12 protein-coding genes are annotated in these 13,646 nt (G+C 62.3%); all 12 read left to right on the top strand.

Going from position 1 to position 13,646, the window contains the following annotated elements; all coding sequences use genetic code 11:
- Nucleotides 1-327 precede the first annotated feature (327 nt).
- Nucleotides 328-504 (top strand): helix-turn-helix domain-containing protein, encoded by a 177-nt coding sequence (locus EES42_RS47535; RefSeq protein WP_266490777.1) that lies wholly within the window; start codon nt 328-330, stop codon nt 502-504.
- A 108-nt stretch (nt 505-612) separates the two neighbouring features.
- A complete protein-coding gene (locus tag EES42_RS45970) occupies nt 613-942 on the top strand; it encodes a helix-turn-helix domain-containing protein (RefSeq protein ID WP_241196222.1) in 330 nt (109 codons plus the stop codon).
- A 252-nt stretch (nt 943-1,194) separates the two neighbouring features.
- Nucleotides 1,195-1,374: a hypothetical protein gene (locus EES42_RS03460; RefSeq protein WP_124716592.1), complete on the top strand. Its 180-nt coding sequence runs from the start codon at nt 1,195-1,197 to the stop codon at nt 1,372-1,374.
- 189 nt (nt 1,375-1,563) lie between these two features.
- Nucleotides 1,564-2,391 (top strand): hypothetical protein, encoded by an 828-nt coding sequence (locus tag EES42_RS03455; RefSeq protein WP_124716591.1) that lies wholly within the window; start codon nt 1,564-1,566, stop codon nt 2,389-2,391.
- A gap of 296 nt (nt 2,392-2,687) precedes the next feature.
- On the top strand, nt 2,688-3,506 hold the full coding sequence (locus tag EES42_RS03450) for an MbnB/TglH/ChrH family RiPP precursor modification enzyme (RefSeq protein ID WP_164495155.1): 819 nt from the start codon (nt 2,688-2,690) through the stop codon (nt 3,504-3,506).
- A gap of 2 nt (nt 3,507-3,508) precedes the next feature.
- Nucleotides 3,509-5,539 (top strand): FAD/NAD(P)-binding protein, encoded by a 2,031-nt coding sequence (locus EES42_RS03445; RefSeq protein WP_124716589.1) that lies wholly within the window; start codon nt 3,509-3,511, stop codon nt 5,537-5,539.
- A complete protein-coding gene (locus EES42_RS03440; protein ID WP_124716588.1) occupies nt 5,520-7,229 on the top strand; it encodes an ABC transporter ATP-binding protein in 1,710 nt (569 codons plus the stop codon). The genes EES42_RS03445 and EES42_RS03440 overlap by 20 nt, the downstream gene beginning before the upstream one ends.
- A gap of 520 nt (nt 7,230-7,749) precedes the next feature.
- Nucleotides 7,750-9,381, top strand: coding sequence for a peptide ABC transporter substrate-binding protein (locus EES42_RS03435; RefSeq protein ID WP_124716587.1), 1,632 nt, complete (start codon nt 7,750-7,752; stop codon nt 9,379-9,381).
- A 117-nt stretch (nt 9,382-9,498) separates the two neighbouring features.
- Nucleotides 9,499-10,422: an ABC transporter permease gene (locus EES42_RS03430; RefSeq protein WP_124716586.1), complete on the top strand. Its 924-nt coding sequence runs from the start codon at nt 9,499-9,501 to the stop codon at nt 10,420-10,422.
- Nucleotides 10,415-11,389, top strand: a complete 975-nt coding sequence (locus EES42_RS03425) for an ABC transporter permease (protein ID WP_124716585.1) — start codon at nt 10,415-10,417, stop codon at nt 11,387-11,389. Before EES42_RS03430 ends, EES42_RS03425 begins: the two co-directional genes overlap by 8 nt.
- Before the next feature lie 13 nt (nt 11,390-11,402).
- Nucleotides 11,403-12,380, top strand: a complete 978-nt coding sequence (locus tag EES42_RS03420) for an ABC transporter ATP-binding protein (RefSeq protein ID WP_124716584.1) — start codon at nt 11,403-11,405, stop codon at nt 12,378-12,380.
- Nucleotides 12,370-13,646 (top strand): ABC transporter ATP-binding protein (locus EES42_RS03415; RefSeq protein WP_241196221.1); only part of this gene is annotated, 1,277 nt, incomplete at its 3' end. The genes EES42_RS03420 and EES42_RS03415, both read left to right, overlap by 11 nt.

Genomic DNA, 13,646 nt, shown 5'->3' with positions numbered 1-13,646 from the left:
AGGGCAACACCTACGGGCTACCGGGACCTTTTCAACGCAATTCATGCAGGGTCAATGAATGTCTAACGCGCTTGGGTTTCTCTTTAGGTAATTGACCCGACCATGACTCAAACAAGGGCATAACTTTGCTTTTATTTTCCTTCGAAGGGGAGTTGATTGGACTTAATGGGTAAAATCGGTCAATGGGTTCGATATTCGGTACCGGTGTTGCGAAATCTGCACGCAGCCGAGGGGTCGATGTGCGACCAGCGAGCCGACGGCGCATTGCGGTCGGCGGGTTTGAACTCGTGGTGTTGTAAAGGCTGACGACTGGCTACCGACTGCGGTATGACCGGAGGTATGCGGTATCCACAAGGGGGCGGGCTGACCGCCGAACGTCTGCGGTTCCGCGAGGGGTTGAGATTCCAGGCGGCCGAGCAGTTCGCCCGGGGCGAGACGAGCTCGGTGATCGCCAGGGACCTGCGTATCGGCGTTCGCTCGGTGCAGCGATGGCGGCAGGCATGAGAGGAGGACGGCACGCTTGCCCTGCGGTCGCAGGGGCCGGCTTCGCTGCCGAGGCTGAGCGAAGAACAGTTTGCGCAACTCGAGGAGGAGCTGGCCAAGGGGTCGGCCATGCACGGCTGGGCGGACCAGCGGTGGACGCTGGCGCGGATCAGGATCGTGATCGGCCGACGCTTCCTCCTCACCTACACGATCCAGGGTGTGCGCAAGCTCCTGATGCGTAACGGCTGGCCCTGCCAAGTCCCGGCCCGACGCCCCGAGGAGCGGAACGACGATGCTGCTGCCAGGTGGGTCAAAGGCGCTGACCTGCTACAACGCGGCCACCGGCCGAGGCTGATCCACCGGCCTCGCAGAGACAACGACCGATGTGACGGGTCCGAGGGCTTCTGCTGCCCTGCGCACCCCGCCACACCCTCCCCCGGCGAAGGTGTGGGGCCCTGACATCACGGGTTCAGCCTCGGCAGCCCCTGCGCTATGGGGTTGCCATTTCGAACTCCGCTCATCAAGGTGCCCTGGTGGCCGATTAGTCTCGGTTTCCCTTATTTCTTGCAATCGAGAGGGAAAAGAGCGGAAAGATCCACCACAGGGATAAATGTGTCGAGGATCGCCGTGCCTAAGTGCCTTGCAGATTCCGGAAACCTCTGTCTACGCTGCCAGCGCAATTAGTCCATCCCGGATAGTGAGGAGAGCGAAGTGGCAACGTTCACGCCCGTGGCTATCGCAGAAGACGTGGAAGAAGAACTCGTTTTCATGATTGAGCTCGACGAAGCCGAGGAGGAACTCCTCGCCACCAAGCTGCCGCCCACGTGCAGCGGTTCAGGCGGGGGTGGCGGGTTCTGCGGGGTCTGTCACGAGCACCCCAGCAAACCCTAAGCACGTATAGGAATTACCTATGGTTCCCCGCCCCGCACCGCATCGGATTCGATGCGGTGCGGGGCGGGGAAATACGAGGAGGAATATGGGAACCACGACAGAGAGCAGGTCGAGGACCATCTGACTGGCCATAATTCTTTGGCTCGGCACCTCCGGTCTCCCAAGTTCCTACGGCGGGAAAACGGAAGAATGAATCTCCACAGCGCACAGACGGCACTCTTTAAAATTTACCTTGACTCTGGCTACCGACTGGCACACAGATTTGATGCTCATGCCTACGCAGCGCACATGGGACTTCATGGAGAAGAAGCAAGAGTAGTATCAGCGATCACGCCAGGCGAATTGGATGATTTCGCGGCATCCCTCAGAGGGAAGCATGGAATGCTTCTCAAGTCGTCACTTCCTTGTACGTGCAAGTGGATCGAGCAGAACGAACCGGCGATCATCCGGGAGTACTTTGACGTATTCAGGCCGTCGCGCTCCCAGGGCCGGGAAGCTGTAGCCGTGAACTTCGTTCCCTTTGTTCGTGAATATTCCGACTTCCGGGAAGGTGTACCGGAGGCTGTAGCGGATGTTGCAGAGTTCGAACTCGCGCTGTTCTGCGCGCGCGAGCCCCGGGCCGCTTTGAACCGGTCAGCACCAGAGGGCGATTCTGCGCGCACCGAAAATTTCTCATGGGAATCGCTCTACTGGAAGCCTGATCGCACATTCATTGCGGGCTTCGGCACGGATCCGCTTTCAATATTTCTCGGCAAGGCTGAAATGGACGGTGAAACCAAACCGACAAATATCCTTGTTGCACCTCCGCGCCAGGTGGATAAACCAGTTATCCTGCGACTCGCGAGCGTTGCCTGCGAGGCCCTCAGGAATCTTTCGGATCCCGTCAGCGCCTCCGAGTTGATGAAAATTTGTGTAGACCAGGGGCTGGTAATCACAGAAGGCTCGATGAAGTCGCTTCTAACTGGTGTCGCCAGTGTGGGGGCCATAGGGTACCGCCACGTGGAAGGCCAGGGATGAGCGAGAGCGACCATCTGGTTCAGGATGAGTTGCTGGTCGAGGATTTCTCCGCTCAGGTGGAGGAGAAAAGAATATTGCCCCTGCAAGGATGTGAAGCATGCAGGGGGTGCCTGCTTTGGAAGATGCGGGATCGGGAGATTGCTGCGCAGAGGGAACCCTCCAGGATAGCGGCTATGGCGGATACGCATGGGACCACAGGATGAAGAGGCATGCTTTGGGCTGGCATGGGGCGGCAGTTCAAATCGATTCCTGCAGAACTCTGAAGCGCACTGAAAGGCAGAGCAGTGGTTGGTACCGTGAAAGAAATATCGAATCATGGGGCAGGCCTGGGGTATCGCCAAGAGCTGAGTGAGAATCTTGCTTCCCGGGAGCATGGCATCGATGTGGTCGAGATACTCGCGGATCAGTGGATGTCACCCGGCAGCCTTGGCCAACTGCGTGAGATATCCGAAAGATTCGACACTGTGACCCATGGTGTCGCGATGTCTCTCGCCGGCGCCGGGCGCATTGATACGAAGTACCTGGAGAGAGTGCGCGAGGTAGTAGAAGTCTGCCAGTCCGACTACTACAGCGAGCACCTTGCTGCCACGCATATCCCAGGAATCGACTCGCAGCACTTGTGCCCGCCGATCGTCAGTGCTGAAAGTCGACGCGCCTGTGTGCGCAACGTGAAACAGGCGAATTCAGCTCTCGGCGTACCCCTGGCAATCGAGAACATAACCTATTCGATATCCACCACGTCCGACCATCTGGAGGCCGCTAAATTTTTTGCTGACGTGGTAGTCGATTCTGACTCACTGATCCTCTTGGACGTAGCAAATCTCTATATCAACTCGCAGAACCATCGATTCGACCCGGAAGTGTATCTGAGCCAGCTTCCCCTGGAACGCGTTGTGCATATTCATCTTGCTGGCGGGGTGACAACTTCCACGGGGAAGCTGATTGACAGTCACTCGGAATCCATAGCCGAGGGCATCTGGGATTTGGCCAGAAATACTGCGGAACTCTGCAATCCCCGCACGGTCATAGTGGAACGCGATCAGAACTTTCCCGATGCTGACGTACTTCTCGAAGAAGTAGCAACTGCGAGAAGCATATACTTCGATCATCAGTGAGAATGCGGAAGCGTGTAATGGTGAGTTGCGATAAAGGTGATTTTGTCATCGCCATAGTCGGTGCGGGGCCGTACGGTCTGTCAGCACTCGAGAGAATTTGTGCCAACCTCCCCGACTATTCGGTGGATCGGAAGGTTCAGGTGCATCTCATCGACCCGTACCTCGGGTGTGGAGGAAAGATCTGGCGGGAGGATCAGCCGGACCAACTCTGGATGAATTCGCTGGCCGGATCGGTTTCCCTCTTCGTGGATGAATCATTGGAATGTGCCGGACCCGTTCGCAAGGGGCCGACTCTCAGTCAGTGGGCCGCTAGCAACAGTAGATCACTCAGTGTCGACAAGGGGCTCGACAGCCTGCTCGGTGCGTCATCGGGCTATCGGTGGGCTTCTCGCTCATTGATGGGTGACTACATGCGCTGGTTCCTCGGTTTCGTAATCGAAAATGCACCGGACAATCTGCATGTGAACACGCATGAGCGGAAAGTGATCGATGTCTGCCCCAGCTCGGAGAAGCCAGGGACGCTCGACGAGGTCTGGCTGGAGGGGGAATCCCTTCCTATCAAGTGCCACCGCGTGATTCTGGCGCAGGGCAACCCCTCGCCGCTTCTCACGGATGAGCAGAGCCACCTGGCAGATCTCTTGCCCGCAGGGGGCGGCACGTATACGCCACCGGGGCCGGCCACGTTGAGTGCGGCAGCGGCTGTCGGGCCGGGCGAGCCGACCCTGGTGCAAGGGATGGGGCTCACCTTTTTTGATTATCTGCAACTCTTTACAAAGGAGCGGGGCGGAGTCTTCCGCCATGGGGCCGATGGAAAGATGTCCTACGAGCCGTCGGGTAGGGAGCCGTACCTATTCGTGGGTTCCGGAAGAGGCGTACCGTACCGCCCCGTACTTTGGCCGTTGGGGAAGTCGAGACTCTCGAAGTGCACTGTTCCGCATTATGTCTCCTCGAAGAGGATCAGGGAGTTCTATCAACACCCCAAGGATCCGGCTGAACTCGAGGGATTCCGAAAAGGGATTCACGGCGATCTCGAGCACGCGTACTATGCAGAACTCATCTCGTCCGACCCAGGCCGATGCTCCATTTCGTGGGGGCGGTTCTCACAGCTTTTTCTCAGTGCGGCGCCGGGGTCGCCCCTGCAGGAAGAGCTTGTCAGAGAAACGATCACGAAGGAGGAAGATCGTCTGGATCTTGAATCCATGGGTGCTCCACTGAAGGGCGTTTCCTTTCAGTGTATTCCCGAACTGCAGAAATGGATGAGACGCTACATCGCTCACGGAACGAACCAGATGCTGTCCGAGAACTTCAGTTGCTATCAGGCTCTGGTGACGAGTGTGCATCGTTTCTACGCTGAGTTCGCCCGGCTCTCCAACTCGGAGCAAGAGATGGAGAACCTCGACTTCTTTCGCGGTGTGCAGGGGTGGCTGCGTTCGATTCTTCAATTTCTGAATGGTGGGGCCCCGTGGCCTAGACAGAAGGAACTCATTGCCCTCTCTAGAAGTGGGGTGGTTACTTTTTTGGGCGCGGGGACGAGGCTAGTACAGCCGAGCCTGAGGGCAATCGAATGTACCAGCGCAACGCTTCCACAGGCCTCGATCGACATCACCCATGTGATCGATGCGCGCATTGCGCAACATTCAGTGTCGCGTAGCACCGACGCCCTGCGGATCGGGCTTTACGGAAGGGGTGAAATAAGTTCTGTGGCGAGGCGTTCAAAATCAAAGAAGAGTAAGAATCCTGGGGTGGAGGCAATTCGAGTTACCAAATTTGGTGAACTCATCCGTTCTGATGGATCAGTGAGCAGAACCCGATTTGCGATCGGAGTGGGAACTTCGTATCGAATCGTAACGCCGGGACTTCCGATGGCACATGCCAACAGTGATTTCCTCTTGATGACTGATCGGATTGCGCGAAGGCTTCTCGATTCTCTCGGCATCGGTCGGAGATCCCCCAGCGGCCTGAAAGGATCTGTGGCGTCCGGAGAGGTTACTGAGCGTGACGGAGGGGGGGGCTTTGAAGAAGGTATTTCCTGAAAAGCCCCTGCTCTGGATCAGAGTGGCGAAACTCCTCTCGCGTGACCCGAGAAGGCTTTTCGCTTCCATTGCAGTTATTCTTTTCTCTGTCGTGCTGACGATGGTCAGCACGGTGTTGCTGAAAGAAGTGGTTGATGTTGCTCTCCCTCAGCACAAGGTTGGGCTCCTGAGTTCTCTGTGCGCCGTCATGCTGGTGGCGAATGTTCTCACGAGCCTCCTGACCGTGATAACTGCCCGACTGAATAATCGAATGGGGCAGAACCTGGTTCACGCACTCCGCAAGGAAGTGTACGCAGCCACGCAGAAGATGCCGCTGGAGTACTTCACTTCGAATTCGACGTCGGAAGTGCAGACGCGGATCGCCAGCGATATTGGCGGTGTGGGTAATGTGCTTACCTTTGCAGCACAGGGGATCATCGGTGCGGTAGCGAGTCTGCTGGCTGCTGCCATCATCATGGTAATCATGAGTTGGCAGATCGCGCTTCTTTCGTTGACCTTGGCCGCAGCATTGAACATGTTGAATAATCGATACGCAAAGAGGCAGCGAAGGCTCGCACATTCTCAGCAAGAGCGTGTCACCGACATGATGCAACTGGTTGGAGACCATCTGTCCCTGTCCGGAATCTTGCTGGGCAGGACGATGGCTCGCGAGGACTGGCAGCTCGCGAATTTTGAGTCGCTCTCGCTCAAGGCTGCCGACGAAGCATGGAAGCAGAGAATGGCTGGGCGCACAGCGTTTGCGATCATATCGATGACGCTGTCACTCATGCCGATTACGGTTTACTGGGCGGCCGGGACTCTGCTCCGTGACGTTTCACTTGGCGCCGTGATCGTGATTACGGAACTTCAGGCTCGCCTCTCCATGCCGATACAGCAGTTGTTGCAACTGAGTTCTGAAATCCAGGCGAGCGGCGCTCTGTTTGAGCGTATATTCGAATCCATTGATGCTTCCGCCAATCAAAAACCAAGCCCGGTGGCTGTGCGTTCCACTGGCGACGCGAGTGTCTCGAGTATTTCTCTGGACGGGTTGAGTTTCAGGTACCCCGGAGCCGATGACAGGGCTGTTGATTCGATCAGCATGACCCTGCCCGTTGGCGGGATGGTATTTATCGTTGGCGCTTCAGGATCTGGAAAGACAACACTGGCACTGATGTTGGCTGGCCTCCTAGTCCCCGAGGAAGGAAGCGTTCGTATCGATCTTTCGGACGGTTCGACGGTAGGGAACCCGGGGAGCGTGGTCAGCCTGGTCCCTCAGGAATCCGTGCTTTTCAACCAGTCGATACGTGAGAACCTGGCATTCGGCGACCCCAGTTGCACCCCTGAAGCCATGGCGGACGCTCTGAGGGTTGTTGGCCTGGCTCATACGGTTGAACGTACGACCCGAGGGTTGGATGCACTGGTCGGCGAACGGGGGGCGCAGATGTCCGGGGGAGAGAGGCAGCGGCTCGCTCTCGCCCGCAGCCTGCTCTCCGGTTACCCGGTCATGGTGATCGATGAGTTTTCCAGTGGGATAGACAAGGAAACCACCGAATCCATCTTCGCGAACCTGCGTGATGCGGGCGATGGAAGAACGTTGATATTTATTACCCACCGCCTTCCTTCCCTTCACGATGGCGACCTTGTCGTTACTGTCGCGGCGGGAAAGGTCGTCGCGGTTGATCCGGTGGGTGTGTCGAGTCCTGCGGTGTGAGTACGGAGGCGAGGGGGGGAGGGCGAGGGGGCGAGCGGTCCGACGTGCTGAGCGTCGAGCGCGGACAATCCACTGAACGCGGATAGGCGTGTCGGCCTGTACGTGGGTCCTGAGAGGCCTCTCGGCGGGTGATGAAGCGGGGCATCGCCGCCGGGGCCGTGTGGTGTCCTTCTCCCGATCGGCTCGCAGGTCCGGAAACTGCCGCAGATGCCGGGCGGATACCCACCCCCTGGGCAACCAAGCTCATCCGGGGCTTGTGCAGACCCCCTGGCAACGGTCGTTGTCTCCGCCCGACGACTGACTCCGTCCGACGGCTGCCTCCGCTTGAATCCGCTCCGCCTGAATCCGTTCGTCGATGGAACGGGATTCGAATGCGCGTGCATGTTTAGTTGGACTGTCCGGCCTCCTGCTTCCTGTTTCTCTTCGGCCTCCCCCGGATGGGTGCCGCAAACGTGCTAGGTGTCGCTTTCCTCGCGATATTGAGCCCTAAGCGAGACGGAGCACTACGAGGAGGCACTCCATGCGCGGAGCCACACAGACCAAGTGCGCCGCATGTGCGGTCGTCGTCGCCCTGGCGGCGACGGCATGTGGCGGAGGGGGCAGCGGTGGTGGCGGCGGTGGGGCGAACGGAATCGTGAGCTCTTCCTGGGGTGACCCGCAGAACCCGCTGGAACCCGCGAACACCAATGAGGTGCAGGGCGGCAAGGTCCTCGACATGATCTTCCGGGGGCTCAAGAGGTATGACCCGAAGACCGGCGCGGCCACCGACTTGCTCGCCGAGAAGATCGAGACCAAGGACAACCAGAACTTCACGGTCACCGTGAAGGACGGCTGGACCTTCAGCAACGGCGAGAAGATCACCGCCAAGTCCTTCGTGGACGCCTGGAACTACGGGGCCCAGCTGAAGAACAATCAGAAGAACGCCTACTTCTTCGGTTACATCGACGGCTACAGCAAGGTCCACCCCGACTCCGGCAGCGCCTCGGCCGCCACGCTCTCCGGCCTCAAGGTGCTCAACGACAAGACGTTCACCGTCAAGCTGTCGCAGAAGTTCTCCCTCTGGCCCGACACCCTCGGCTACCCGGCCTTCGCCCCGCTGCCCAAGGCGTTCTTCACCGACCACGCCGCCTGGGTCGCCAAGCCGATCGGCAACGGGCCGTACACCGTCGACAAGTACACCAAGGGCTCGTCGATGAACCTGCGCAAGTGGGACAAGTACCCCGGCGACGACAAGGCGCAGAACGGCGGCATCGACCTCAAGGTCTACACCGACAACAACACCGCCTACACCGACCTGACGGCCGGCAACCTCGACCTCGTCGACGACGTGCCCGCCTCGCAGCTGAAGAACGTCAAGGCGGACCTCGGCGACCGGTACATCAACACCCCGGCCGGCATCATCCAGACCCTCGCCTTCCCCTTCTACGACAAGAAGTGGGACACCCCCGGCGGCGTCAAGGTCCGCCAGGGCCTGTCGATGGCGATCAACCGGCAGCAGATCACCGATCAGATCTTCCAGAAGACCCGCACCCCCGCCTCCGACTGGACCTCCCCGGTCCTCGGCGAGGCGGGCGGCTTCAAGAAGGGGCTGTGCGGCGCGCCCTGCGAGTACAACGCGGCGAACGCCAAGAAGCTGATCCAGGAGGGCGGCGGCATCCCCGGCGGCCAGCTCAAGATCTCGTACAACGGTGACACCGGCTCCCACAAGGAGTGGGTCGACGCCGTCTGCAACAGCATCAACAAGGTGATGGGCAACAACAAGGCGTGCGTCGGCGCCCCCGTCGGCACCTTCGCCGACTTCCGCAGCCAGGTCTCCCAGCAGAAGCTGACCGGTGCCTGGCGGGCCGGCTGGCAGATGGACTACCCGCTCATCCAGAACTTCCTGCAGCCCGTGTACTACACCGACGCCTCGTCCAACGACGGCAAGTGGAGCAACAAGGAGTTCGACGGGCTCGTCGACAAGGCCAACGCCGAGTCCGACAAGGCCAAGGCGGTCTCGACCTTCCAGGACGCGGAGAAGGTCCTGGTCGCCCAGATGCCCGTCATCCCGCTCTGGTACCAGAACGGCAGCGCCGGCTACTCGGAGAACATCACCGACGTGTCGCTGAACCAGTTCAGCGTCCCGGTCTACGAGCAGATCAAGGTCAAGTGACCCGCTGAGGCCGGGTGGCCGGTGCCAGGAACGCACCGGCCACCCGGCCTCCCCGTCCCCCGGACGCGTCACTTCCCAGCCCCGAGCCTCTGACCACCGCGACCCCCGGAGCCCTTCATGGGACGTTATGTGATCCGGCGGCTGCTGCAGATGATCCCGGTCTTCTTCGGCACCACGCTGTTGATCTTCCTCATGGTGAACGTGATGGGCGACCCCATCGCGGGTCTCTGCGGCGACCGCCAGTGCGACCCCGCGACCGCGGCCCAGCTCCGCTCGGAGTTCGGCCTCGACAAGCCCGTCTGGCAGCAATACCTCACCTACATGGGCAATGTCTTCACCGGCGACTTCGGCACCGCGTTCAACGGTCAGAAGGTCACCGAGCTGATGGCCACCGCCTTCCCCATCACCATCCGGCTCACCATCGTGGCGATCGTCTTCGAGATCGTCATCGGCATCAGCCTCGGAGTCGTCACCGGCCTGCGCCGCGGCCGCCCCGTCGACACCACCGTGCTCATCCTGACCCTGGTCGTCATCTCCATCCCGACCTTCGTCACCGGCCTGCTGCTCCAGCTCCTCCTGGGAGTCGAGTGGGGCATCATCAAACCCTCCGTCTCCTCGGAGGCACCCTTCAACGAGCTGCTCGTACCGGGCCTCGTCCTCGCCTCGGTCTCCCTGGCGTACGTCACCCGGCTCACCCGGACCTCCATCGCGGAGAACGCCCGCGCCGACTATGTCCGCACCGCCGTCGCCAAGGGCCTGCCCAGGCGCCGCGTCGTCATCCGGCACCTGCTGCGCAACTCACTGATCCCGGTCGTCACCTTCATCGGCACCGATGTGGGCGCACTGATGGGCGGCGCGATCGTCACGGAGCGGATCTTCAACATCCACGGCGTCGGCTTCCAGCTCTACCAGGGCATCCTGCGCCAGAACTCCCAGACCGTCGTCGGCTTCGTCACCATCCTCGTCCTCGTCTTCCTGGCGGCGAACCTGCTCGTCGACCTGCTGTACGCCGTACTCGACCCGAGGATCCGCTATGCCTGAGCAGACACCGGACGAGGCGATCTCGTCCGCCGGAGCGGGAGGCGTGATGGACCTCGCCCTGGAGGAGGGCACGACCCTCGAAAGGACACCCGGCGGCCCCGAGGGCACCGGCCCCGCCGAGAAGCCGCGCAGTCTGTGGTCCGACGCCTGGCGGGACCTGCGCCGCAACCCGGTCTTCATCATCTCCGCCCTGATCATCCTCTTCCTGGTGATCATCTCGATCTGGCCCTCGCTGATCGCCGACCAGGACCCGCTCAACTGCGACCTGGCCAAGGCCCAGCAGGGCTCCCAGCCCGGGCACCCCTTCGGCTTCGACGGACAGGGCTGCGACGTGTACACCCGTACCGTCTACGGGGCCAGGAACTCGGTGACCGTGGGCGTCTGTTCCACCCTCGGCGTCACCCTGCTCGGCGGCGTCCTCGGCGGCCTGGCCGGGTTCTTCGGCGGCCTGTCGGACTCGATCCTCTCCCGTGTCACCGATGTCTTCTTCGGCATCCCGGTGGTCCTCGGCGGCCTGGTCTTCCTCTCCGTGGTCACCAGCTCCACCGTCTGGCCGGTGATCGGCTTCATCGTGCTGCTGGGCTGGCCGCAGATCGCCCGCATCGCCCGCGGCTCCGTGATCACCGCCAAACAGAACGACTACGTACAGGCGGCACGGGCGCTCGGCGCCTCCAACACCCGCATGATGCTGCGCCACATCACCCCGAACGCCATCGCGCCGGTCATCGTCGTCGCGACCATCGCGCTCGGCACGTACATCTCGCTGGAGGCGACCCTCTCGTTCCTCGGCGTCGGCCTGAAACCGCCGGCCGTCTCCTGGGGCATCGACATCTCCGCCGCGTCCCAGTACATCCGCAACGCCCCGCACATGCTGCTCTGGCCCGCCGGAGCCCTGGCGGTCACCGTGCTCGCCTTCATCATGCTCGGCGACGCGGTGCGCGACGCCCTCGACCCCAAGCTGCGCTGAGGAGCCCGCTGCCATGTTGCTCGAAGTGCGCGATCTGCACGTGGAGTTCCACACCCGCGACGGCGTCGCCAAGGCCGTCAACGGGGTCAACTACTCGGTGGCCGAGGGCGAGACGCTGGCCGTCCTCGGCGAGTCCGGCTCCGGCAAGTCGGTCACCGCCCAGGCCGTCATGGGCATCCTCGACATGCCCCCCGGGAAGATCAGCGGCGGCGAGATCCTCTTCAAGGACCGCGACCTGTTGAAGATGAAGAAGGACGAGCGCCGGAAGATCCGCGGCCAGGAGATGGCCATGATCTTCCAGGACGCGCTCTCCTCCCTCAATCCCGTGCTCAGCGTGGGGGAGCAGCTCGGCGAGATGTTCGTCGTGCACCGGGGGATGTCCCACAAGGACGCCAAGCTGAAGGCCGTCGAGCTGATGGACCGGGTCCGCATCCCGGCGGCCAAGGAACGCGTCGGGAACTTCCCGCACCAGTTCTCCGGCGGCATGCGCCAGCGCATCATGATCGCCATGGCGATGGCGCTGGAACCGTCGCTGATCATCGCGGACGAACCCACCACCGCCCTCGACGTGACCGTCCAGGCCCAGGTGATGGACCTGCTCGCCGAGCTCCAGCGCGAGCTGAACATGGGCCTGATCCTGATCACCCACGACCTGGGCGTGGTCGCCGACGTCGCCGACAAGATCGCCGTGATGTACGCGGGCCGGATCGTCGAGTCCGCCCCGGTCCACGAGATCTACCGGGCACCCGCCCACCCGTACACCAAGGGCCTGCTCCGGTCGATCCCGCGCCTGGACCAGAAGGGCCGGGAGCTGTACGCGATCAAGGGCCTGCCGCCCAACCTGCTGCACATCCCGCCCGGCTGCGCCTTCAACCCGCGCTGCCCGATGGCCCAGGAGATCTGCCGGGGCGAGGTGCCGCCGCTGTTCGAGGTGGCCGAGCACCGCGAGAGCGCCTGCTACTTCTGGAAGGAGACGCTCGATGCACGCTGACCACTCGGGGCGCAGGGAAGCGCGCGAGGAGGGCGAGAAGGCCCGGGCGCTGCTCGCCAAGTCACGGGCCGCCTCCGCCGCGGCGGGCGGCGAACCGATCCTGGAGGTCCGCGATCTGGTCAAGCACTACCCGCTGACCCAGGGAATCCTGATCAAGAAGCAGATCGGTGCCGTCAAGGCGGTCGACGGGGTCTCCTTCGACCTCGCGGCGGGCGAGACGCTCGGCATCGTGGGGGAGTCCGGCTGCGGGAAGTCGACCGTGGCCAAGATGCTGGTGCACCTGGAACAGCCGACGGCCGGCGCGATCAGGTACAAGGGCGAGGACATCACCAAGCTGTCCGGGCGCGCCCTGAAGGCGGTGCGCCGCAACATCCAGATGGTGTTCCAGGACCCCTACACCTCGCTGAACCCGCGCATGACGGTCGGCGACATCATCGGGGAGCCGTACGAGATCCACCCCGAGGTCGCCCCGAAGGGCGACCGGCGCCGCAGGGTCCAGGAGCTGCTGGACGTCGTCGGGCTCAACCCGGAGTACATCAACCGCTATCCGCACCAGTTCTCCGGCGGTCAGCGCCAGCGCATCGGCATCGCCCGCGGTCTGGCCCTGAACCCCGAGATCATCGTCGCCGACGAGCCCGTCTCCGCCCTCGACGTCTCCGTACAGGCGCAGGTCGTCAACCTGCTGGACCGGCTCCAGGCTGAGTTCCGGCTGAGCTACGTGTTCATCGCGCACGACCTGTCGATCGTCCGGCACATCTCCGACCGGGTCGGGGTGATGTACCTGGGCCGGATCGTCGAGATCGGCTCGGACGAGCAGATCTACGACCACCCCACGCACCCCTACACCCAGGCGCTGCTGTCCGCGGTCCCGGTGCCGGACCCGACGGCCCGGGAGCACCGGGAGCGGATCATCCTGCACGGCGACGTCCCGTCGCCCGCCAACCCGCCCTCCGGCTGCCGCTTCCGCACCCGGTGCTGGAAGGCGCAGGAGCGGTGCGAACTGGAGGTGCCGCTGCTGGCCGTCCCGGCCGTCTTCCGGCTGGCGGACACCCCGGCCGGGCACGACTCGGCCTGCCACTTCGCGGAGGAGAAGCAGGTGGTGCCGCCGGAGGGGCTGCTGGAGACGCGGGGGGAGACGCGGGGGGAGACGGCCGCCGACGACGGGGCGCCGGGCGGCGAGGACGGCCGGGGCGAGGCGTCGGACGGGGAGGGCGAGGCGTCGGACGGGGAGGGCGAGGCGTCGGACGGGGAGGGCGGGGCGTCGGA

Origin of the sequence: Streptomyces sp. ADI95-17, from assembly GCF_003846175.1 — a bacterium.
GTDB classification, from domain to species: Bacteria; Actinomycetota; Actinomycetes; order Streptomycetales; family Streptomycetaceae; genus Streptomyces; species Streptomyces sanglieri.
This window is presented reverse-complemented; position numbering and strand designations above follow the sequence as displayed.